19 protein-coding genes are annotated in these 22,018 nt (G+C 67.7%); 7 read left to right on the forward strand and 12 right to left on the reverse strand.

Annotated elements, in window-relative coordinates; all coding sequences use genetic code 11:
- Nucleotides 1-630: 630 nt before the first annotated feature.
- Nucleotides 631-2,085, reverse strand: a complete 1,455-nt coding sequence (locus tag VGR06_RS24850; protein WP_327561524.1) for an MFS transporter — start codon at nt 2,083-2,085, stop codon at nt 631-633.
- A 153-nt stretch (nt 2,086-2,238) separates the two neighbouring features.
- Between VGR06_RS24850 and VGR06_RS24855 the strand changes: the two genes are divergently transcribed.
- The 3 genes from VGR06_RS24855 (at nt 2,239) to VGR06_RS24865 (ending at nt 5,204) form a co-directional block, all read left to right on the forward strand.
- Nucleotides 2,239-3,093 (forward strand): helix-turn-helix transcriptional regulator, encoded by an 855-nt coding sequence (locus VGR06_RS24855; protein ID WP_327561525.1) that lies wholly within the window; start codon nt 2,239-2,241, stop codon nt 3,091-3,093.
- A 78-nt stretch (nt 3,094-3,171) separates the two neighbouring features.
- A complete protein-coding gene (locus VGR06_RS24860) occupies nt 3,172-3,660 on the forward strand; it encodes a MarR family winged helix-turn-helix transcriptional regulator (protein WP_327561526.1) in 489 nt (162 codons plus the stop codon).
- A gap of 77 nt (nt 3,661-3,737) precedes the next feature.
- On the forward strand, nt 3,738-5,204 hold the full coding sequence (locus tag VGR06_RS24865; RefSeq protein ID WP_327561527.1) for an MFS transporter: 1,467 nt from the start codon (nt 3,738-3,740) through the stop codon (nt 5,202-5,204).
- A 61-nt stretch (nt 5,205-5,265) separates the two neighbouring features.
- Here VGR06_RS24865 and VGR06_RS24870 read toward each other — a convergent pair whose 3' ends face one another.
- Complete coding sequence (locus VGR06_RS24870) at nt 5,266-6,285, reverse strand: LLM class flavin-dependent oxidoreductase (protein ID WP_327561528.1); 1,020 nt, start codon at nt 6,283-6,285, stop codon at nt 5,266-5,268.
- A 50-nt stretch (nt 6,286-6,335) separates the two neighbouring features.
- Nucleotides 6,336-6,827, reverse strand: coding sequence for a hypothetical protein (locus tag VGR06_RS24875; RefSeq protein ID WP_327561529.1), 492 nt, complete (start codon nt 6,825-6,827; stop codon nt 6,336-6,338).
- Between the two features lie 107 nt (nt 6,828-6,934).
- Here VGR06_RS24875 and VGR06_RS24880 point away from each other — a divergent pair, with 107 nt between their 5' ends.
- On the forward strand, nt 6,935-7,369 hold the full coding sequence (locus tag VGR06_RS24880; protein ID WP_327561530.1) for an HIT family protein: 435 nt from the start codon (nt 6,935-6,937) through the stop codon (nt 7,367-7,369).
- 26 nt (nt 7,370-7,395) lie between these two features.
- Complete coding sequence (locus VGR06_RS24885; RefSeq protein WP_327561531.1) at nt 7,396-8,337, forward strand: SEC-C metal-binding domain-containing protein; 942 nt, start codon at nt 7,396-7,398, stop codon at nt 8,335-8,337.
- Between the two features lie 3 nt (nt 8,338-8,340).
- On the opposite strand, the gene VGR06_RS24890 is transcribed toward VGR06_RS24885, so the two are convergent.
- From VGR06_RS24890 to VGR06_RS24925, 8 genes are all read right to left on the reverse strand, one after another.
- On the reverse strand, nt 8,341-9,087 hold the full coding sequence (locus tag VGR06_RS24890) for a M48 family metallopeptidase (protein WP_327561532.1): 747 nt from the start codon (nt 9,085-9,087) through the stop codon (nt 8,341-8,343).
- Nucleotides 9,084-12,536 (reverse strand): HsdR family type I site-specific deoxyribonuclease, encoded by a 3,453-nt coding sequence (locus VGR06_RS24895; RefSeq protein WP_327561533.1) that lies wholly within the window; start codon nt 12,534-12,536, stop codon nt 9,084-9,086. The genes VGR06_RS24890 and VGR06_RS24895 overlap by 4 nt, the downstream gene beginning before the upstream one ends.
- Before the next feature lie 43 nt (nt 12,537-12,579).
- On the reverse strand, nt 12,580-15,105 hold the full coding sequence (locus VGR06_RS24900) for a class I SAM-dependent DNA methyltransferase (protein WP_327561534.1): 2,526 nt from the start codon (nt 15,103-15,105) through the stop codon (nt 12,580-12,582).
- A 36-nt stretch (nt 15,106-15,141) separates the two neighbouring features.
- Nucleotides 15,142-15,834, reverse strand: coding sequence for an RloB family protein (locus tag VGR06_RS24905; RefSeq protein ID WP_327561535.1), 693 nt, complete (start codon nt 15,832-15,834; stop codon nt 15,142-15,144).
- On the reverse strand, nt 15,831-17,102 hold the full coding sequence (locus tag VGR06_RS24910; protein WP_327561536.1) for an ATP-binding protein: 1,272 nt from the start codon (nt 17,100-17,102) through the stop codon (nt 15,831-15,833). The genes VGR06_RS24905 and VGR06_RS24910 overlap by 4 nt, the downstream gene beginning before the upstream one ends.
- Before the next feature lie 196 nt (nt 17,103-17,298).
- Nucleotides 17,299-18,531: a restriction endonuclease subunit S gene (locus tag VGR06_RS24915; protein ID WP_327561537.1), complete on the reverse strand. Its 1,233-nt coding sequence runs from the start codon at nt 18,529-18,531 to the stop codon at nt 17,299-17,301.
- A gap of 136 nt (nt 18,532-18,667) precedes the next feature.
- The gene (locus tag VGR06_RS24920; protein ID WP_327561538.1) at nt 18,668-18,856 is read right to left on the reverse strand and encodes a DUF397 domain-containing protein; all 189 of its coding nucleotides are present in this window, start codon (nt 18,854-18,856) and stop codon (nt 18,668-18,670) included.
- A gap of 12 nt (nt 18,857-18,868) precedes the next feature.
- Nucleotides 18,869-19,738 (reverse strand): helix-turn-helix transcriptional regulator, encoded by an 870-nt coding sequence (locus VGR06_RS24925; protein ID WP_327561539.1) that lies wholly within the window; start codon nt 19,736-19,738, stop codon nt 18,869-18,871.
- A 124-nt stretch (nt 19,739-19,862) separates the two neighbouring features.
- Between VGR06_RS24925 and VGR06_RS24930 the strand changes: the two genes are divergently transcribed.
- Both VGR06_RS24930 and VGR06_RS24935 read left to right on the forward strand, forming a co-directional pair.
- Nucleotides 19,863-20,141 carry a hypothetical protein gene (locus VGR06_RS24930; protein WP_327561540.1) on the forward strand — a complete coding sequence of 93 codons (279 nt, stop codon included), beginning with the start codon at nt 19,863-19,865 and terminating at the stop codon, nt 20,139-20,141.
- A 16-nt stretch (nt 20,142-20,157) separates the two neighbouring features.
- Nucleotides 20,158-20,832, forward strand: coding sequence for a DUF7711 family protein (locus VGR06_RS24935; RefSeq protein WP_327561541.1), 675 nt, complete (start codon nt 20,158-20,160; stop codon nt 20,830-20,832).
- Here the strand turns inward: VGR06_RS24935 and VGR06_RS24940 are convergent.
- Complete coding sequence (locus tag VGR06_RS24940) at nt 20,790-21,959, reverse strand: hypothetical protein (protein ID WP_327561542.1); 1,170 nt, start codon at nt 21,957-21,959, stop codon at nt 20,790-20,792. The two genes, VGR06_RS24935 and VGR06_RS24940, sit on opposite strands and share 43 nt — an antisense overlap.
- Nucleotides 21,960-22,018: the final 59 nt, after the last annotated feature.

The raw sequence follows: 22,018 nt of genomic DNA on the forward strand, positions 1-22,018 counted from the left end.
ATGCTCGTGGCTGTTCTGTTGTGATCCTGCGTCGACAACAGGAATGATCAACAACAGCCACGAGCCCCACCAACCCACCCCCACCAGCCACTCACCCACAGCCACTGAGAGGCGTCACACCCCGATCAAGTTCGAAGAGCCGCTAATGTGCTGATTCGCCCGCATTACGCTGAATTGGTGGGCCCAGGTGGTGGATCACCGCGGAGTGCGACGTTAGGGCTTGCAGATCACCAACACGCTGAGTTGATCTTGCGGGGGTACGGGGCAAGGGACGCAACGTGACGTTGCTCTCCTTCCGACCCCGCCAACCATCACTTCCCCAACATTCCCACTCGCCACACATGCCGCAATCCAGCAAAACGGTCTTCGGCTCCGCCTCCCCGGCGGTCCGGCCGAGATAGTGGCCGGCCATGGGACCGAACCGGAAGCGCCGCGGGAAAAGGCCGCCGTAATGACCACCGGTGGCATGCAAACCCGCCGCGGTCTCGAATCGGTCGATCAACTCGGTGAGCGCGACGCCATCCACCGGGACGATCTCCCGGTCACCCTCGTCCCCCCGAACATCGAACCCGAACCTGATTGAAGTTCACGACCGGCAGTGTCCCACCAGAGCCACGCACCCTCATCCGATCAACTCGTGGCGCGGCGGGCGCGGACCACGGCCCGGGTAAGTGCCACGGCGGCCAGCACACCCAGGGCGAGGGTGGCCGCGAGCCAGAGCAACGTCTCGGTGAGGGCGCTGGCCGAGGGGTGCGGGCCGGTGTGGCCGGCGAGGGTGAGGAACAGGCTGCCGAACGTGGCCACGCCGATCACCTGTCCTAATTGGACGGTTGTGGTGACGAGACCGCTGGCGTCGGCGGCTTCGGCGAGCGGCACGTGCACGAGCGCGTTGGTGAGCAGCGGGCTGAAAGCGGCGCCCATGGCGGCGCCGAACAGGATCAGGCCGACCTGGAGCAGCGCGCCGCCGTGCCCGCCGGCCCGGAGCGTGGCGGCAACCAGCAGGTAGGCGCCGGCCGCGAGGGTGAAGCCGGTCGGCGTGAGCAGGTGGTGGATCCGCCCGGGGAGCTTGCGCCAGTAGAAACCGAACAGGCCGAACGCGGCGCCGGCCGGCGCGAAGGTGAGGCTCGCGCGCAGCGGGCTGTCGCCGAGCCCGCCCTGCAGGTGCAGGGTGAACATGAACAGGAACGAGCCGTAGGCGATCATGCCGGCGGCCACCGCGCCGAGCCCGGAGCGCAGCCCCGGCGCGCGCAGCACATCCAGGCGCAGCAACGGATCCCCACCGCGCGCGGCCACCCGGCGCTCCACCGCGACGAACGCCGCGACCAGCACCAGGCCGGCTACGACACACCCGAACGTCCACGCCGGCCAGCCCTGCTCGTGGCCCAGCACCAGGGGAAGCACCACGAGGAACACCGCAGGCACGGCCACCGCCAGCCCGGCGAGGTCGAGCCGGCGCGTCCCCCGCGGCCCGTCCGGCGCGACCAGCCGCGGCACCAGCGCGGCCACGATCAGTCCGAACGGGACGTTCACCAGGAACACCGGCCGCCAGCCGGTGCCGAACAGGTCGGCGTCGACCAGAACCCCGCCGAGGATGCTGCCGGCGATCGCGCCGACCGCGATCACCGCGGCGTACGCGCTGAGCGCGGTGGCCCGGGCCGGGCCGGCGAACCTGATCTGGATCATGCTCATGATCTGCGGCACCATCAGCGCGGCGCCGGCCCCCTGCAGGAACCGCGCGACGATCAGGGTGCCGGTGTCCGGCGCGAGCCCGCACAGCAGCGAGCTGAGCGTGAACACGAAGAGCCCGGTGAGGAACATCCGGCGCCGGCCGAACAGGTCCCCCAGCCGGGCGCCGGTGATCAGCAGCATGGCGTAGCTGACCGTGTACCCGGCCACGATCAGCTGCAGCGCGGAGCCGGAGGCGCCGAGGTCCGCACGGATCGTGGGCATGGCGACGTTGACGATGGTCACGTCGAGCAGGGCCATGAACTGGCCGGCGAGCAGCACGGTGAGCATGAGCCACGCGCTCGCCTGGCCCGCCGGCGCCGGCCGGGCGGCATCTCGGACATCCGGGGTGGTGGTCATGGGTCGACCCTGCCGCCGGAAACAAATTCGTACCGAGAGCCGGTTGGTGCTGTTATTGGCAACACCTGGCTAAGGCTGACGGACTCCACCGGCAGCGGCTTCTCCGGCAGTGCCTTCTCCAAAACTGTCAGACCCCCTGGGGAGGATAGTCCCGTGACCGTGACAGCGACCTCCGCACCACCGCGCCGGGCGGCCCTCGGTGAGTTCCTGAAGGCTCGCCGGGCGGCGCTGAGTCCGGACGATTTCGGCCTGCCACCGGGCTTCCGGCGCCGCACCGCGGGCTTACGCCGGGAGGAGGTCGCCCTGCTCGCCGGCGTGGGCGTGACCTGGTACACCTGGCTCGAGCAGGGCCGGTCGATCAACGTCAGCGCCCAGGTGCTCGACGCGGTGGCCCGGACGCTGCGGCTCAACGTGGTCGAGCGCGAGCATCTCTACCAGCTCGCCGAGGCCACCCCGCGATACCCGGCGGCACCGGGCACGGTGTCGGAGGCCGTCTACGAGATGCTGGCCGCGCTGGATCCGTTACCCGCGGCGCTCAACAACGGACGCTTCGACGTCATCGCGAAGAACGCGGCGTGGGCGGACCTGTTCACCTCCTGGCACAACCTGCCCTGCGTGCACGGAAACTCGCTGTGGTGCGTCTTCGCCGAGCCGAACCGGCGCCAGGAGTTCGTCAACTACGAGCAGGAGGCGCCGCACCTGGTGGCCCGGCTGCGGGCCGAGTACGCCAAACACGTCGGCGAGCCGGAGTGGGAGGAGGACATCCGGCGCCTGGAGGAGCACAGTCCGGACTTCGCCGAGCTCTGGGCCCGGCACGAGGTGGCCGGTCCGGCCGAGCGGGTGCGGCAGTTCGTGCATCCCGACGTCGGGCTGCTGACTCTGGTCAACACCGAGCTCGGCGTGCCGGCCGAGGGTGACCTGCGGATGTCGGTCTACACGCCGAAGGACACCGAGACCCGGCAGCGGCTGGCCCGCACCCGTCGGCACACCAACGTTCCCGCGGCCTGAAGGAGGTGATCACGAGGCCGAACTCGTCAGGCCAATAGATGATCCCGTAGTAGATGGATATTTGTTACGCTTGTGTGTATGGGCACACGGGTGAGGGTCGATGCCGACCGCGACCTCATGTTTCTGCTGTGGCAGGCCAGCCACGTGCTGATGACCGAGCTTACGGCGGGACTGGAGAACCTGGGGGTCTCGCAGCGCGACTACTGCGTGCTGTCCCATGCCCTGGAGGCCGGCGACCTGAGCCAGATCCGGCTGGCCGAGCTGTGCAACCTGGACAAGACCACGATGGTGGTCACCATGGACGAGCTCGAGAAGGCCGGGCTCGCCGAGCGCCGGCCGGACGCGCACGACCGCCGGGCGCGGATCATCTCGGTCACCCCGGCCGGTGAGCGGATGGTCGCCGACGCGCACAAGGTGGTCGAGCGCATCTACGACGACGTGCTCGACGCGCTGCCGGAGGACGAGCGCGAGGCGTTCCTCACCGGATTGGTACGACTGGTGAACGGACGGTTGTCGACGGCGGTGCCCTGTTCCCGCCCAGTGAGACGGCGTTCGCCCAAGGCGTAGTTCGTCCGCAAATAGATCGTCCCGTACGAAACCATCTGCTACGGTCTCACCTGGAACTCACGACCAGGAGGGGATCCGTGACCCAGACCTCGTCCAACCCGACGACCAGAGACTCCCGGTGGGCGGCACTCATCGTGCTGTGCACCGGAATGCTCATGATCGTCCTTGACATGACAATCGTGAACGTGGCGCTGCCGGCCATCCAGAACGACCTCGGCTTCTCCCAGTCGAGCCTGGCCTGGGTGGTCAACGCCTACCTGATCGCCTTCGGCGGTCTGCTGCTGCTGGCCGGGCGGCTCGGGGACCTCATCGGCCGCAAGCGCATCTTCCTGATCGGGCTCGGCGTGTTCACCGTCGCCTCGATCCTGTGCGGCGTCTCCGGCAGCCCGGAGATGCTCATCGCCGCACGATTCGTGCAGGGCGTCGGCGGGGCCATGGCCACCGCGGTCACCCTCGGCATGATCGTGACGATGTTCCCGGAGCCCGGCGAGCAGGCCCGGGCCATCGGCGTGTTCAGCTTCGTCGCCGCGGCAGGTGCCTCGGTCGGCCTGCTGGCCGGCGGTGTCCTGACCCAGAGCCTCAACTGGCACTGGATCTTCTTCGTCAACATCCCGATCGGGATCGTGGCCGCGGTGCTCACCAACCGGCTCGTGGAGCGGGACCGGGGCATCGGCTTCGGCGAGGGTGCCGACGTGCTGGGGGCCGTCCTGGTCACCGGCGCGCTGATGCTCGGCGTCTACACGATCGTCAAGACCGACGAGCACGGCTGGGGTTCGCTGCACACCATCGGCCTCGGCGCGCTGGCGGTCGCGGCGCTGGTGGCGTTCGTGGTGCGCCAGACCCGGGCCGCCAACCCGCTGCTGCCGCTGCGGATCTTCCGCTCCCGCAACGTGTCCGGGGCGAACCTCATCCAGATCATGATGGTGGCCGGCATGTTCGGCATGTTCTTCCTCGGCACGCTGTACATGCAGAAGGTGCTCAACTACAGCGCGCTGGAGATCGGCCTGGCGTTCCTGCCGACGGCGCTGGCCATCGGCGGCCTGTCGGTCGGGCTCTCCGCGCGGCTGATCACCCGGTTCGGCCCGCGCCCGGTGCTGATCGTCGGGCTGGTGCTCATCCTGGTCGGCCTGGTGCTGTTCACCCGGCTCCCGGTCGGCGGTACGTACTTCGCCGACCTGCTGCCGGCGATCCTGCTGGTCGGCATCGGCGCGGGGCTCTCGTTCCCGACGCTGATGACGCTGGCCATGTCGGGCGCCACGCAGAGCGACGCCGGGCTCGCCTCCGGCCTGGTCAACACCACCGCCCAGGTCGGCGGCGCACTCGGCCTGGCGGTGCTGGCCACGCTGTCCACCGCCCGCACCACCAGCCAGCTGGCCGGTGGCTCGGCCCCGGCGGCCGCCCTCACCAGCGGCTTCCACCTCGCGTTCGGCATCGGCGCGGTCGCGGTCGCGGTCGCTCTCGTGCTGGCCGTCACCCTGTTGCAGTCCCAACCCACGGTGGCCGAGGAGTCCGACGAGGACGAACTGCTCGCCGATGCGGCCTGATCGGGGGAGGTGAAAGCGATGAAAGCGTCGTTCCTCGCGCCCCACGTGAGGAACGACGCTTTCATCGCACTCCGCTCCGCAGCTGGGGGAGCACCTCGGCGCCGAAGAGGCGGATAGCGGCCAGCACGTCCGGTTGCGGGAGCCCGCCGATGTCGACGATGACGAGGTGGGCGTCGAGGCCGAGCAGGTCGGCGAGCTGGTTGAGCCGGCCGGCCACCTCCGCCGGGTCGCCGCACACCGCCGGACCGTCCATCAGCGTGTCCATGTCCAGCTCGGTTCCGTCCCCGCGCCACTCGTTGGCGAACGCCGCGTAGGTGGCCAGATGCGGCCGCCACCGGGTGCGCGCCGCGGCCGCGTCCGTCGCCACGAAGACGTGGCTGGGCAGGGCGACCCGCCCGTCGCTGCCCCGGATCCGGCTCCGGTAGCGCTCGACGATCTCGACGTGCGTGGCCGGGTCGCGCAGCGTGCTCGGCAGCACCAGCGGCAGGCCCAGCTCGGCGGCGAGGTCCGCGGACACCGCCGAGCCGCTGCCGATCCACACCGGCGGCCGCGGCTCCTGCACCGGCCGGGGCGTCGTCGTCACCCCCTCGAGCGGCACCCGGAACCGCCCGCTCCACGACACCTCGGGCTTTTCCAGCAGCAGCAACAGGAGCCTCAAATGCTCGTCGAAGCGGGGGCGCAGCTCGGCCGGTGGGATCCCGAACGCCGCGTCGGTCTCCTGCGAGATCCCGCGCGCCACGATCAGCTCGGCCCGGCCGCCGGAGAGCACGTCGAGCGTGGCCAGTTCCTCGGCCACCAGCACCGGATCGCGGTGGGCCAGCAGCGTCACCCCGGTGGACAGCCGCAGCGTGCTGGTCTGCACCGCGATCGCCGACAGCACCAGCTCGGGCGCGGACACGATGTATCGGATGAAGTGGTGCTCGCCGATGGCCACCCCGGTGAACCCCGACTCCTCCGCGACGACCGCCTGCCGCACCACGGCCCGCAACCGCTTCTCCTCGGTGATCACCCGCCCGGTGCGCGGATCGGGCAGGTGATCACCGAGGATCAGCAGGTAGACGGGGGGCGGTAGGTCGGCCACCCCGCCATTCTTCATCAGCTTCGGCCCGCCGGGTGTCTTGCGTTGCTGGCTCAGGCGCTCAACTCGAGCGGCTGGCCGTAGGTCAGGCGGCGGGTGAGGGCGACGACCGAGCACGCCTGCGGCAGCGCGCGGTTGGGTTGCGGGGCGTCGATCCACCGCTCCACGCGGGTGGTGGAGCTAGAGAGCCCCGGGGGGATCACGACGTAGCTGCCCCAGGGCGCGAGGTGGACGCCCGAGTCGGCCAGGCGGTCGGCGACGGCCGGGCGAATGGACGATCCGGATTTCGCCAGGAATGTCCACCGGGTACCGTCCGGATTGGCGATAATCGGCGCGGCGGACACCATGGAAATGCCCAGCTGGGCGCGGACCCGGGCGCCGAGCGCGGCCGGCATGGCGATGGCGACCAGGACCTGGCCGACCTCCACCACCAGGTTGCGCTGCCCGACCTGCACGGAAACCGGCCAGCCGAGCAGTTCCTGATACCGCGCCCGGGCGGCGGCCAGCTCGCGTAACCAGTCCGGCGCCGGCTGGGAAGAATTCATGATCAACCCCATTTCCATGAGCTGTCATCAATGCTCTTGCGGCCACCTAGAAAGCCGCTCGAATGTGAGTCGAATCACTTCGAATTCGCGCCGCTACACTTCCCGCCATGCCCAGCCGCCGCGACGCCCGCTGCACGTTCTGCGCCATCATCGCCGGCGACCTGCCCGCCACCCACGTCCACGAGACCGCCGACACCCTGGCCTTCCTCGACCACCGCCCGCTGTTCCGCGGCCACGTGCTCCTGGTCCCCAAGCAGCACCTGGAGATCCTCAGCGACCTCCCCGCCTCGGCGGTCGCGCCGTTCTTCCAGCTCGCCCAACGCCTGGAACGCGCGGTCGAGGACGGCCTCGGCGCCGCCGGCAGCATGATCCTGATCAACAACGTGATCAGCCAGTCCGTCCCCCACCTCCACCTGCACGTCATCCCCCGGCACCACAAGGACGGCCTGCGCTTCTGGCTCGGCCCGCGCCAGCGCTACGACGCCGACCACCCCGCCGAGACCTACGCCGACAAGATCCGCTCCGCCCTCGCCGAGCACTGACCGCCCGCCGGCGGTACCTTCGCCCGATGCGTCTCGCCGAGCGGATCTCCGAAGCCGACCTCGCCGCCGCCCTCACCGAAGCCGACGACGCCGGCACCCCGGACCCGATCATCGAGCGCATCCGGGCCGCGATCGCCGACCCCACCCTGCGCGGCGACAACTTCACCCCCACCCACGCCACCGTGGTCATCAGCGAGCTGCAACGCCACTTCGGCCGCGACGCCGACGCCGAAGCCACCCTCCGCGCCGCCGTCGCCGCCGGCCTGCACGACCCCGACGACGTCGACCCCGCCGCCTGGCTCGCCGCACTCCTCGTCGACACCGACCGCGCCCCCGAAGCCGCCACCGTGTTCGCGGCTCTGAAAGCCACCGGCCGCACCGACGCCTTCGACCACGAGGTCTACGCCGAAGCCCTCGAAGCCGCCGGCGACCACGCCGCCGCCCTCAAGATCTACGCCGCCGGCCACCTCCTCGCCGAGCAATCCGGCCACCGCGCCCAGCAAGCCCGCCTCGCCCACGCCGTCCACCGCGTCCGCACCGGCGACGACCGCAACCCCAACTACGCCGTCCCCGCCCTCTCCACCGCCTTCGGTCGGCTCCGCACCCTCCACGACGACACCACCCGCCTGATCTTCTGGCCCCGCCCCGACCATGAGCGAGCCCTCACGACCTGGCCGACCCTCGCCACCCACCTCGGCCCCACCTGGGACGACCACCGCACCACCACCGAACAAACCCTCGCCCACCTAGCCGAAACCCGCGACCCGGCGACCCTCACCCGCGCGAGCTTCGACGAGTTCACCACCCACATCGCCGCCGGCACCCCCACCTCCACCACCCTCACCACCTACGCCGAAACCTCCCACCCCGCCACCGCCCCCTGGCCCCCCGACCGCAATGCCCCCTGCTGGTGCGGCTCCAACCTCAAGTACAAACGCTGCTGCCGCCCTCGCGGCTTCGCGACCTGAGACTCAGTCGCGGCGTGCGGCGCGTACGGCCCCGATCCAGACCTGGCGGCCGTTGTCGGCCAGGCATGCCTCCAGTCGCTCGGCATCCGGGAGAGCCAACAGAAGGCGTGTACGGAACTCGCTGTCGTGGTGCGGCGCCACCAGGTGAACGAGCTCATGCACCACGACGAGATCAACAAGGTCCGACTGGAGCTGCATGACGGCCCAGTGAAAGGTGACCGAACCGTCCCTATTCCGTCGACCCCATCGCGTTCCCAGCTCGAGCACGCTCACCCGTGGGACAGGGACACCGATTCGACCAGCCCATCCCCGTACCCGTCCGGTGAGCCAGCGTTGCCCCTGGGCGGTGTACCAGTCGACGACAGCAGACGCCCCGGTTTGCTCATCGACCGGGCGGTACAGCCTCAACCAGCCACCGCGGAGCTTCACCCCTTCTCCTTCTCCGTCAACGAGAAGGAGCCGGTAGTTCCGGCCCAGGTAGGCGAACCCCTCACCATCGACAATCTCCTTCGCCGGGTGTTCGGCGGCCAGCGCCGCCCGGCGCTGCAGCGCGTTCGCGAGCCACAGCCGGCGAGATCGCACGGTCCTTGCCACCTCGCCGGGGTCGGCGGCCCGTGGCACCGCGATGACGATCGACCCGTCCGGCAACACGTCCAGCCCGAGCGTGCGACGAGACCGCACCTCGACCCGCCAGGACCAGTGGTCCGGCATACCAATGTCCGCAACAGCGGCCTCGAACGCAGCCGTCATGGCGACTCCCGATGCAGTCTCAGGAAGCGCTCCCGGTTGTTCGTGGCCAGCGCGAGAAGCTCGTCCGCGGTCCTGCGGGCGGCGTCGGGCGGGAACTCCTTTTCTTCCACCAGGTCCTTCAGCCACCGCCTTCTGACCTGCTCCCGCACCGCGTGGTTGTACAGGAAGTTCGGTCGCCCCACCTCGGCGCCGATCCGCGTCGCGAGGTCACGAGCAACCCATACCAGGTCGAGGCTCACTGTCGCCTCGGGGAGCTCCTCGGCCAGGCGTTCCAGCAAGCTGTGGATGGGTCTCTCGGTCCACCGGTCGAGGTCGTGCTCGGCCGCGACGTACTCGGCGACCAGCGTCTCATTGCGGAGTCCGAGCAGATCGAGGACCGCCTGCCCGTAGTCGTGCTCCTCCTCGAGCTCTCGGAGGATCTCCTCCAAACGTTCGCTCAGCCGCTGGTAGGTCACCGGGTCCGCGCCCATCCGCGTGCTGAGATGCTCGCGCAGCGCGTGCTTCATCTCCAGCGCCCGCGCCCGGTCGTCGGGCAGCGCGTCGACCTTCTCGGCGAAGTCGCTCGCCGTGATCTCCACCGGCGGGATGCGCTGGACCACCCCCTCCGCACGGATGTGCGCATCGATCAGCTGTCGGATCTTCGCGCCGTACCGGTACGGGCTGAACTCGACCCGGGAGTCGCGGTAACGCCGCCGCGCCAGGTACTGCACGGTTCCCAACTGGCGGGCGATGTCCCGGTACGCCAGGGCCTCCGGACGCGGCAGCACGGCGTTGAGGGCGCTGAGGAACGTCCTGGTGATGTCGTCGAACAAGGCACGCAGTTCGGGATCGTCCAGTTGGGCGAGCAGTTCCTCCCGCTCCGCCGCGGTCGACAGGGATTGAATGCCACGCCCGGCCAACAGCCGCATCACGTTCTGGTGCTGCTCGCGCAACTCCGGCACGACGGCCTGATCGAGCGGAGCCATGATCGAGCTCGGCAGGGCGTCGCCGACGACCCGGGTGAGGTGGTCCGGGTCGTAGTCGGCCAACGCCTGCGCCAGCTTCGCCGAGATCGCCACGTAGTCGACGACCAGGCCGAACTCCTTGTACTTCCGCGGCCGGTTCGGCCGGGCGATGGCCTGCAGGAGCTCGACGCTCTTCATCTCGCGGTCGACGTAGAGAATCTGCTCGACCGGGGCGTCGAACCCGGTGAGCAGCATCGATCGCACCACGATGAACGCGATCGGCTCGGCGGGTGCACCCTCCCGGTACACCGCGTCCGTTCCCGCCTGCCGGCCGACCGCTCGCCCGTCCCACGGATCTCCGCCGCCGTCGTGGATCGGGTGCCGGTGACGCAATTCGCCGGACAGGTCGGACCACGCGGCGTCCGGCTCGGCCAGCATGACCTCGCCGAGACCCTGCTTGAAGCGGGAAATGTGATCACGATGACGGTCCCGATCCGTCCAGAGGGCCCAGTCCGGATCATCGGGCGTGGTGCCCTTCGAAATGACCGACACCACGGTGATCCGCGATAGCAACGCGCGATTCTGCAGGGTGGTCAGCAGGAGTTGGGTCTCCTCGTCCGCCTCGTCCCAGGCCAGCGGGTCATGTCGAATCTCCGCCGGAAGGTCGTCCGCCGCGGCGAGGAGCCGATCCCTCGCTTCCAGCAAGGCGCGCCGGTAGCGCACGGCAGCCTTCCGGGACACCGCAACGACCTGCGCGGAGAACCTGTCCGGCAGGGCGTTGCGCACCCAGTGCCGGAGCATGTCCTCGGCCTTGGCCCGGATCAGGTCCTCGGCCTCGAGCACCTCCTGGCGCCGGGCGAACTGGTCGATCGCCGCGGCGCGTTCCGGGCCACCCTCGGGCACGGCCGCGAGGAACCGGGCGTCCAGGATGGCCCGGTCGATCAACTCTGCGGGAGCCTCCCTGGACTCGTAGCGCAGCGGGACGACCGTGCCGTCGCGCTCGGCATCCTTGAGGGTGTAGATGTCCAGCATCGGACCGAAGATGTCCTCGGTGCGTTTCCTTCGGCCGCGCAGGATCGGGGTCCCGGTGAACCCGATCAGCACCGCGTGCGGCAGCTTCGCCCGCAGCCGGGCGTGGAGCCAGGCATCCTGGGACCGGTGCGCCTCGTCGACCAGCACCACGATTTCGTTGCTGTCATTGGCAAGCCGGGTGTTCAGCCGGGAGCCTGCCGGCCCGTCGAGGGCTTCCTCCGTGCCGTCGTCGAGATCCTCGTCCCGCTGCGATTTCTGAATGGTCACGAGAACCAGGTCCGGAGTCGCCCGGGCCAGGTGATCATGGGCGTCGTCCACCGACGTGGCCCGCCGCGGGGTCTGACCGGTACTCCCGAGCGTCTGCAGGATCTGGTCTTCCAGGTCGAGCCGGTCGGTCACCACGACGACCTTGAATCCGCGGAGTTCCTCGTGCCCGCGCAGCACACGCACCAGAAAAGTCATCGTGAGGCTCTTGCCAGAACCCTGGGTGTGCCAGGTGACGCCGCCACGGTGGTCCGCCACCGTGCTCGTCGTCACGGCTCGCTGCCGTTCGAGCAACCGAGCGATCATGCGGCGCACCGCGCGGTACTGCTGCCACCTCGCCACGATCTTGATGGTTCGACCCTCGAGCGAGTGGCCCACCGTGTAGTCGCGAATCAGTTCGAGCAGGACGGCGGGCCGCAACATCTCGCCGGCCAGGATCTCCTGTGCCAGCAACGGCTGGTCCGCGGGCTTGGCTACCTCGTCGCGAATGACCGCATCGGAATTCCGGTCCACCAGCCGCCATGGCGCGAAGTGCTCGTGTGACGAGGTGATAGTGCCGTACCGCGCACCCTCCCGGTCGGTGCCGACCAGCAGCTGAACGAACCTGGTCAGGTCCCGCACCGCGGTGGCCCGACCGGCACCCGCGTAGCCGAGAAGTTGGGTGACCGCATCGTCCACCGCGGTCGGCCCGGGGTCCTTGCACTCGATCACCGCGAGCGGCAGACCGTTGACGAACAGCACCAGATCGGGCACCACGTAGGCGTTCGGCCCGTCCGGGGTGTCGATCCGGAACTGCGACACCACGAGCAGATCGTTGCGGTCCGGGTGCTCCCAGTCGACCAGCCTGACGGGTTGACGGACACCGCCGTTCCAGTCGGGCAGACCGGGAACGGTCAGCTCCGACCCGGTCAGCAGCTCGGTGAAGGCGATGTTGCCCAATACGCCGGCTTCCGGGTCGCGGACGACCTGGTTGACGATCGCGCCGATCCGGTCGCCGTCCAGCCACGGCTGGCCGTCCGGCCCGACGTTGATGTTCCGTAAGGCTTCGCGGAACCGCTCGAGCAGGACGACATCGACGTACGTCTGCCGGCCTGACTCGTCCGACCCCGGCGTGTACTCACCCGGACCGGCGTGGCGCAGGTGTGTCCATCCCATCGCCACGAGTTGGTCGATCAGCGGCCGTTCGACCTCGTCCCGTTCCGGTTGCAACGCGTCCCCTACGGTAAGACGATCACTTCGCCGTCATCCATGATCACGCATAACCCAGCTCGGTCAGGTAACCCGCGAGCGTGCGTGTCGCGGCGTCCCGCTCAGCCTCCAGCTGGGACAGCGACACGGCGTACTTCGCGCTCCACAGGTTGAACGCGGCCACCAGCTCACCGCGGCCGGCGGCCAGGTAACGGTCCACCCGGTGGGCCAGGTCACGCTCGAAAACCTTCAGCACGATGCCGGTCACGGCGCCGGACGCGGCGGCTTCCTGCGCGGCCACCTGGAGCTGTTCCTTGAACAGCTTCTCCAGCTTGTTCCGCTTGGTCCGGGCGGCGGACACCTCCTTCCTGAGGCGTTCCACCTCGGCGGGGGTCACTTCGCCGTCCTCGGCGTCATCGACCGCTTCCTCGTCGGCGTCCTCCTCGTCCTCACCGTCCAGCGCGGACTTGGCCTTCTTGTAGGCGGCCTCCGCGTCGGCGAGGGCGGCGTCGGCCTTCTCCAGCGCGGCGAGGAAGTCCGGCAGCAGGTGCGGCACGACAGGGTGGTCCAGGGCCTTCCGGCGCTCGGCGGCGGTCGGCTTCCTGAGTTTGCCGTTGGGCTGCTCGACGGGGTCCAGCATGGCCTCGATGGTGTCCACCCAGCCGTCCAGCACCCGCTCGAACCCACCGGCCGCCAGGGCCTTGAGGTCGTGACGGTTGTCCATCCACCACCCGGCGACGATGCCGCCGGTGGTGAACTCGTCCAGCACCCCGAGCGGAACGAGCGCGCCGGAGAAACCGTCCAGGAGGTCCTTCCTGAGCAGCATCAACCGTTTGTGCTCCGGCAGCTCGACGACCAGCTTCGCCTCCTTCCCCCACCAGTCGCCGTAGGCCGCGCGCAGTTCGTCCTCACGCACGGCGGCCAGGCCGGCAATGCGCTCGGCGGTCAGCTTCGGGCCTTCCGGCAGGAAGTCGTAGTAATCCGGGTCCGCCGGCTCCCGCTCGGCGAAGAGCGTGTGCACGTCGACGCCGAACGCGGAGAACAACCGCTCCTTGGCGGTGACCTCGGCCTTGGGTACCCCGCCGTGCAGATGCGCGCGCACGTCCTGCGGCTCTGGTGGCGGGGCGTTGTCCACGTACCGGCGGATGTTCAGGTTGGCGTCCTCGGCCAGCAACTCGTCGACCGACACCGCCTTCGAGTAGCCGGAGATCTCCCGCCACTCGTGGAACGTGGTGACGATCTTCTCCACGTGCTCCGGTCCAAGGTCGTTCTGGGCGCGACCGGAGGTGTAGTCCCGGTCGGCGTTGATGAACAGCACCCGCTTCTGCCGGCGCGGATCTGTCTTGCCGCCGGGACTGCGCAGCACCAGCACGCAGGCCGGGATTCCGGTGCCGTAGAACAAGTTCGGCCCAAGACCGATGACCGCCTCGATGACATCGGCCGCCAGCATCTGCTCACGTATCATCCGCTCCGCCCCGCCCCGGAACAGCACACCGTGCGGCATCACCGTGGCCGCGATACCCCGCTGCTCCAGCACTGCGATCATGTGCTGGACGAACATCAGGTCGGCCTTCTTGCCGGTCTCCGGCGCCCAGCCGAACTGCATCCGCGCTTTGAACGTCACCTCATCCGCCTTGTAGTTCAACGAGAACGGCGGGTTGGACAGCACCTTGCTGAACCGGCGCAACCGGGAGCTTGCTTCCTGATGCAGCGGCTCGATCAGGGTGTCCCCGTTGCGTAGGTCGGCATCGCCGGCGCGGTGCAGCAACAGGTTCATCTTGGCCATGGCCCAGGAGGTACCGCTCTTCTCCTGGCCGAACAGGGCGAGCTGCTCGACGTCGCCGCCGTGCTCCTCGACATGTTCCTTGGCCAGCAGCAACATGCCGCCCGATCCAGCGCACGGGTCGTAAACGCTGTCCCCCGGCTGAGGGTCGACCAGCCGTACCATCATTCGCACGACCGACCGCGGGGTGTAGAACTCGCCACCCTTTTTGCCCGCCGAGTCGGCGAACTGGCCGATGAGGTACTCGTAGGCTGCACCGAGCATGTCCGGGAACTCGAAGTCGACATCCCGCAGCCGGTACCGGTCGAAGTGGTGAATCAGGTCGACGAGCTCGCGGTTGGTGAGCTTGGTCTGACCGGTCTCCTTGCTGAACTCGATGTGCCGGAGCACTCCACGCAGCGTGCTCCGATTTCCGTTCTCGAGGGCCAGCAGCGCCTTGTCGAGCTCGCTACCGACGTTGTCATTCTTGGCGTCGAGCTGGTTGAGGCCCCTCGGCGGATCGGCGTCGCGCGCACTCCGCAGGTGCGGACCTTTCCACCATCGCGCCTGCGGCGGAACGTAGACGTGATCCGCGTACGCCTCCTCATTGTTCGCCCATTCCAGGGCCTTCGCGACGTCCCCACCCTTGCGCTTGAGCATCCTGTCGTAGCTGGACTGCCACTGCGGCTGGAACTCGTCCGAGCAACGCTTGAGGAACAACATCCCGAAGATGAAGTCCTTATACTCAGACGCGTCCATCTTGCCGCGTAGAATGTCGGCCGCGGTGAACAGATGCCGCTCCAACTGGGACAACGTCAGCCTGGCCACGTGCCTCCCTCGGTCCTGAAGTCCTTCACCTTACTCTCAGCGCTCGATGATCTTGAGCGCGACCAGCAGTTCCCACATGTCGGTCGAGGGATCGCGGCACAGCGGATCGCAATGATCAGCATGTCCGTCGTTCTCGTTGCACGCCGGGTTCGGGCAGTCGTTGGTCAGCTTCCTGGCGCGCTTGGCGGCCACATTCTCCTTGCCCTTGAGCGCCTCGACACGCTCATTTCGAATGCTCTTGTCTCCGTTGGGTTCGAACGTCTCGAACGCAGGATGTTTCCGGAGCTTCTCGTGCACAATGACGCTGGACCCACCCTGCGCCCCCGAGAAGGCAGCAAGATGCAGCAGCAACCACAAGTCGAACGAGGGATGGGAGAACCCGATGCGGACATCATTTTTCTTGGCTTTCGCGATGGCCTGAGGGATCCCAACGTGCTCATCGCGGTCAAACAACGCCCAGAACTCGTCTTTCTCATCCCCCTCGTCCTGGCTGCGCTGCGCCAGCACCGCCTCGACGACTTCCCTTGGCTTCAGCCCTTTGCTCCGCCACAGCGGATGGATCCGAAACCGCAGATCCCGCCCGAACTCGTCATTGAGATAGCTCAGGTAGTCAGGCTCGGTGGACGCTCCCTCGACCGCGACATAGAAGACGCGCTCCTCGCGCGGTGGCCGGGGACCCGGATGCAGGGGCCTGTCCGCGTTCGGGTCGGTGCGTCGCTTCTTGCTCACACCGCGCTCTCAACCAGGTAGGCAACCTCCCGCGCCAGCTCCCCGGACGTCACTCGCGGGACGCCGCCGTAGCGACCGCGCAGATACCCGCGTTCAAGGTTCTCCTCCTTGCGCGGATGCGCGTCGATGAGCGGGTACAGCTCGGTTTCGCCGGTCTTGCGCTTGGTGGTGATCCACACCTGGTCCCGGCTGAGCGGGCGACCCACCGTGCCCTGGCCCAGCAGCGTCGCGTCATGAGTCGTGAACAGCAACTGAGCCCCGGTCCGGTTGGCCTTCGGATCCTGGAACAGCCGGATCACCTCAGCAGCGAGCACCGGATGCAGGCTCGAGTCGAGTTCGTCGGCGAGCAGCACCCGCCCCTGGTCGAGCACCTGCAGAACCGGCCCGAGGAACGCGAACCAGGCGTGCGTACCCAGCGACTCCTGCGTGACGAAGTCGAACGCCACTGGCTTGCCATCACCCGCCCGGTGCAGCAGCCGCACCTGCTGCTCACCGGGCGCCGCCGCGTCGACCTCGAGACCGACGATCCCCAGGTCAGCGACGCGCAGCAGCGACTCGACGAATTTCCGGTAGCCGGCGCCTTTGCGCCGGTCAAGCAGCATGTCCCTGGTGTACGCGACCCGCTGGGACACATCATCTTCCGAGGTCACCGCCCACAGGTTGTCGACGAACCAGCGGTGCACCGCCCCGAGCTGGGGATTGTTGAACGTCGCACCGACCGAGAGGAACAGGGCGTTCGGCCGGGTGAGCTCCACAAGCCGTTCCTTGACCCCCTTGAGGCCCTCACCGGGGAACCGGAACTCCTCGCCGCCCTCCCGCTCGGCCTCGCGGTCGAACCAGATCTGCTTCCGCCCGTTGGGGTAGGCGTGCAGCCACTCCGCCTCCACCCGCTCGTCGGACAGCTCGAACCCGTAGGTGTAACGGATCTTGTTCTTGCCAAGGAGCAGGTCGACCTCAAACAGGGTCGTCTCATCGCGGCATGCTGGATCGAGGGCGAACGGCTCCCTGGGCACGCCGCTGTAGCTGACCCAGTCCGCCATGGAGCTGAGCACGGCGTGCCGCATCGCCCGAAGGGCGCTGAGCACGTTTGACTTACCCGAGGCGTTGGCTCCGAAGATCCCGACAGTCGGGATCACCCCGATCTCCCGGCCATCGAAACGGACCCCGGTCCGACGGACCGCCTCGCCGTCGAGCCCACCCGAGAGGAAGGAGAGCGTGTGCTCCTCACGTATCGACCGGTAGTTGGCGACCCGGAACGTCAGGAGCATGATCTACCTCCCTCACCCGCCTCAAACCCGCGTTTAACACCGCCTCATGCAGGAAGTCTACCCCATGAGTCCCGAAACAGGCACTCTGACCTGGTCAGGAGCCTAGACCCGGTGACCCACCAGCTAGTCATCACAGTAGCGAGCCAAGATACCCACACGACGACCCGTCCGGGCTACGCCCCGCAGCCGATCGGGGTCAGCCAGCAAGGTCCGCCTTGACCCGCACCCGACCCGTCAACAGGTCAGACACCAATCCTTGCTTGACCGCCTGTTGCTTCTCAAGTGAAGCTCGCACACTGCGAACCTCGACTTGAAATGATTCATAAGCACGCGCAATTCTGTGCTGCTCGGCTGGCTCGGGCACCGGAATCAAGAGTGGACGCAAGTCTTGTAGATTAATATTCTTCTGCGCACTCTCGGGAGCACCTGCCTCCAATAACGGTTTGGCCAACCGCAAACATAGTTCGATAAATCGACCAACGTGCGGCTGCTGCACTACGACTCCAACAATCGAGTCCGGAAAGTACATGGGACGCCCAAGCGTTGCCGTATCTCCGATGTTAGCAGCGATAGTGACAGCAATAGTGCCCGCCGGGAAGCAAGAGCTCACGCTCGCACCGAGATCGTTGAGAGACTGGCTAGCCTCAAGGATAGGCTCATCGCCAGCTGCAACGATATCTCCTGTTTGAATGAATGGATGCTCACCACCGTAATAGCGTGGATCATTTCTCGGCCGGGCCGTGAACTTCCCCCGCGACACCTCCGCAACCGACTCCAGCGGAAGCATTTGCCATTCAGGCGTGCGACCCTCGTGCGTGCTGCCACCTCCGCCTGTGTGGCGGGCAATCAAATCGCGAATCAATCCCAACTTGGCCCGCTCCAGCTTGGCAATCACCCGCTCCTTTGAGCAGATGGCATCATCGATGGCATCAAGAACGTCCGCGATTTTTCGCTGCTCACTGATCGGAGGAAGACTCAGAATGAGTCGCTCAAGCTTCGATTTGTTTAGTGTGGCTCCTTTGACAGCCTGGTCCACGATCGCACCATTCGCAACGCCAGGCAATACATGATACAACCACCTGTCATCGACTTGCTCCCGGCGACCTTCGATCGCGACAATAGCTTCGTTTGTGTAAAGATCAATGGCAGCACGCGCAACTCGGCCAATTGTCAGCTTGAAGCTCATGAGGAGCGTACCTGCCTTTATCAGGCTGACGGAGCTACTCTGGACGCCCGACTCAGAGATCCTTTCAGCCGTTTTGAGAACGGGACTCGTCCTGAGATCGGCGATTGATGCCCAGGCATACCCGCTGTTCGCATCAGACCAATAACGAGGCACGTTGCGAGACGGAGTTGCGCCAAACCTCAATCCCGCTACGTCAGCGAGCCGGACAGGGCGCCAGCCAAGAACATCACTCACCTGAATCACCCAATGGCGACGGCCCGTTCGCAAACATCGGCATCATTGCAATCCCTAGGTCTGGAGTCGCACGACTAGCCGACTCTTTGATCAGCATACTCGGCGACTCAGGTAGTACCCTATCGGCTCAGACCGGGCATCTATCTCACGTCAGCTGCTTGGTGAAGGTGGACCAATCGCGGCACGGGAACCTCAGCACTGGACCAACCGCGTAGTGCTTGGAGTCGCGGACGCCGACGCGGCTGGGGAGGCGGGCCACCTCGACGCACTCGGCGTTGCCGGAGCTGTGGGTGGACTTGCGCCAGGTGGCTTCGGGGAAGGTGTGGGCGGACATCGGGAGGTCCTTTCAGACGGCCTGCGCGAACTGCTCGGCCACCTCCCCGATGAGCCTTCGAGACTCCACTGGGCCCAGGGCAGCAGCCTGCAGCCGGTTCCACAGACCAACGTAGTTTCGCACTGCCTGCTTGTCATCGATGTAGCGCGCGTCGTCGTAGCTTTCGACGTAGGCGAACTCCAACGGCGATGCGGTCCCGGGGCTTGGGATCTGCAGGAGGGTAAACCGGTAGGCGACTCGGCCCACGTAGGTCGGCGCGTCGAACGGCAGCACCTGTATCTGGATGTTGCGCTTGCGGCTCAGCTTCTGCAGGTGCACCAACTGGTCACGCATGACGGCCGGACCTCCGACAACCCGCCGGAGGCAGGACTCGGACAGGATGAAGCCGAACTCCGGCGGATCATCCTTGGTGAAAATCCGCTGGCGCTCCTTACGGGCGCGCACTCCGTGCTCGATGTCCCGTGTGTGCTCGTCACGGTCGAGTTCGGACTGCAGCGCTCGCACGTAAGCCTCGGTCTGTAGCAAGCCCGGCATGACCTCCACGTTGGTTGATCGGATCTGCTCGGCGTCCTGTTCGAGGTCGACGAACATGCGGAACCACTCGGGGAAGACCTCGCGGTAGCCGGACCAGCGGCCGCGTTCGCGGCTGTTGCGGGCGAGTTCGAAGAGGACCTCGCGACGGTCGGGGTCGATGTCGTAGTAGTCGAGGAGCAGGGTGAGGTCACCCTTGCCGAGGCCACTCTGGCCGAGCTCGATGCGGCTGATCTTGGTGGCCTTGTTGCCGATCACGTCGGCGGCTTCGGCGGGTGTCCGACCGAGCTTCTCGCGGGCGCGGCGGAGCTCGTTGCCGAGGAGGAGCCGGCAGACGGTCTGGGTGGGCATGGCCGGACGCTATCCGGCGGTCGGCGCGTCGGACCATCACCTGATCGTGTGCTTCGTAACTTGGACAGGAGCTATCTGCTGCGGACGAACTTAGGATCTCATTTTATGTCTCCCAAGGAGTGTCATGCTGACCGATGACGAGGTCCTCGCCCGCTACCCGGGTCTGCGGCCGCTGCTGGAGATGGAGCCACCGTGGCGGTTCGGCGAGATCATCGGCACTCTGGTAGGCGGCAAGCGGGAGAGCCGCTGGCGCGTCGACACCCTGTTGATCAGCGCCGAGGACCGGACCGTCGCGAGCCGGCGCCCGACGCGACGGCGGACCCGACACCCAGCGTCGGAAGTGGACTTCGTCGGCTCGCTGGACGATGCCGTTCGGCTCCTTCAGGACGATCGCAGGTCGTGACCGCGACCCTGGTGCGATGAAAGCGTCACTCACCCCGGCCACGGTGAGGGACGACGCTTTCGTCGCACTGCTGCGGCAGGATGTGGCCGTGCACCACGCGACCGCTGTTCGACGCCTTCGAGCGATCGCCGAGAGCTGCCAGGAGCTGATGCGGTTCCCGGTCGACGAGCCCATCATGCACTCGGCCTATGCGTTCGGGGCGGTGCTCGACGGGACCGGCGACCAGGACTTCGTTCAGGTGGCGTTCGTGCTCGACGTACCGACCGACGAGCTGACGTGGGGTACGCGGCCGCGGTCGTACCCGTGGTTGGCGCACCAGCTTCGCCTCGACCGGACTCCGGTGGACAGCTACTGGCGGCCGGCGGCGTGGCCGGTGTCAAACCATGTCATCCGCCGGCCGCTGCGCATCTGGTCGACCGATGGCGTGGACGAGCGTGCGCTGGACGCACTCACCCGCGGGGAGGCTGCCCCGTTCCGTCTGCCAGCGCCGTCGGGGGATGAGCTGGTCGCACAGTTGGCGACCGAACTCGACGCGAGCTTGGCTCACCTCAAGCGAGTACGAGACGGTTTCTGGGAGCGGGACTGGCGCGCCGAACACAAGGGCGACGGCATCCACCCGGAGCAGTATCTATGGGATGCCGTGCACGGTTACCTGGATCTGCTCGAGGCCGCGGAGGCCGGCGAGCGCTGACCGAGGCCGGCGCGGTCGAGGCGGTCGATCAGGCTGGGCTTGCGGCGATGGGTGAGGCGTAGCTCCTGGACGCGGCGTTCGAACTGCTCGGCTCGGTCGGTGCGCTCGCCGACGGCGCGGAGGTCCTCGAGCAGGGCGACGGCTGAGTCGTATTCGGACTGTTTCTTGGTGTCGATCAGCTCGCTGACCTGCCGCCAGATCCGTTCTTCTTGCCGGGCAACGGTTTCCAGCCGCTTCTCGCGGGCGGTCGCGGCGGCGAGCTCACGCTGGGCGCGCTCTTCGGCGCGTTGCCGCTCGGCCTCACGCTCACGCGCCACGCGGTGAGTTTCCGCGGCGGTCAGCAGCTCGCCGACCGTTCGGTGGCCGGCGTGGGTGCCGGCCGGACCGTTCAGGCCGCGCAGCAACTCGGTGCGCACGCCGCCGCCGTCGCCCTGGATCACGCGGACCAGCAGGTCGTTCTTCTCCCGCTCGGGCAGCCGGTCGACCCAGCGCGCGACCACCGCCTCCGAAAGGTCCGCCACCCGCAAGGGTTTGCTCGCGGTGGCGGCCACGTCCAGCAGATCGGCGTCGATGCGCAGGAAGTCGGCGAGGCTTGACAGCGAGGCGCTCAGCGACCGGAGTCCGGCCGGGACCGGCGGCTCCACCTCGTCGTCGTCGAGCTCTCCGGACTGCGCGGACAGCAGCCACGAAAGGTACAGCGCGCGGAGATCACCGGTGGCGAGCTCGGCGCGGGCCGGGACGAGCGAGGTCAGCCAGCCCTCGCCGGTCTCCACCCAGCCACCGCTCTCGTCCTCCGACTGGAAATCGAGGATCACGTGATCACCGGCGGGGCGGGCCGACACGTAGTCACCGTCGCAGTAACGCTGCGCCGTCTCGAGGTTGAGCACCCGCGCCGGCAGCCGGAACATCAGCCGGTGCGTCCCCCAGTTGGCCAGGTACAGGAACGCGTCGAAGTACCGCTCCATCAACACCGGTGGATCACCGCGGAAATCGCCCCAGTGGTACTCGTTCACGAAGCTCGTCGGCGTGATCTGCGCCCGGGTCGAGAGGGCGCGCAACTCCCGGAGCTGCCGGTCGTCCAGTGGCCGGTCCACGGCCACGAACTCGTAGTACTGGTACTCGCTCACGGCGCGAGGTTATCGGAGGCCGCACCCTGGCCGGGTCGGCGACCGGTTCGCCCGGGAAC

The sequence above is a fragment of the Actinophytocola sp. genome (assembly GCF_036002505.1).
GTDB lineage: Bacteria > Actinomycetota > Actinomycetes > Mycobacteriales > Pseudonocardiaceae > DASYTH01.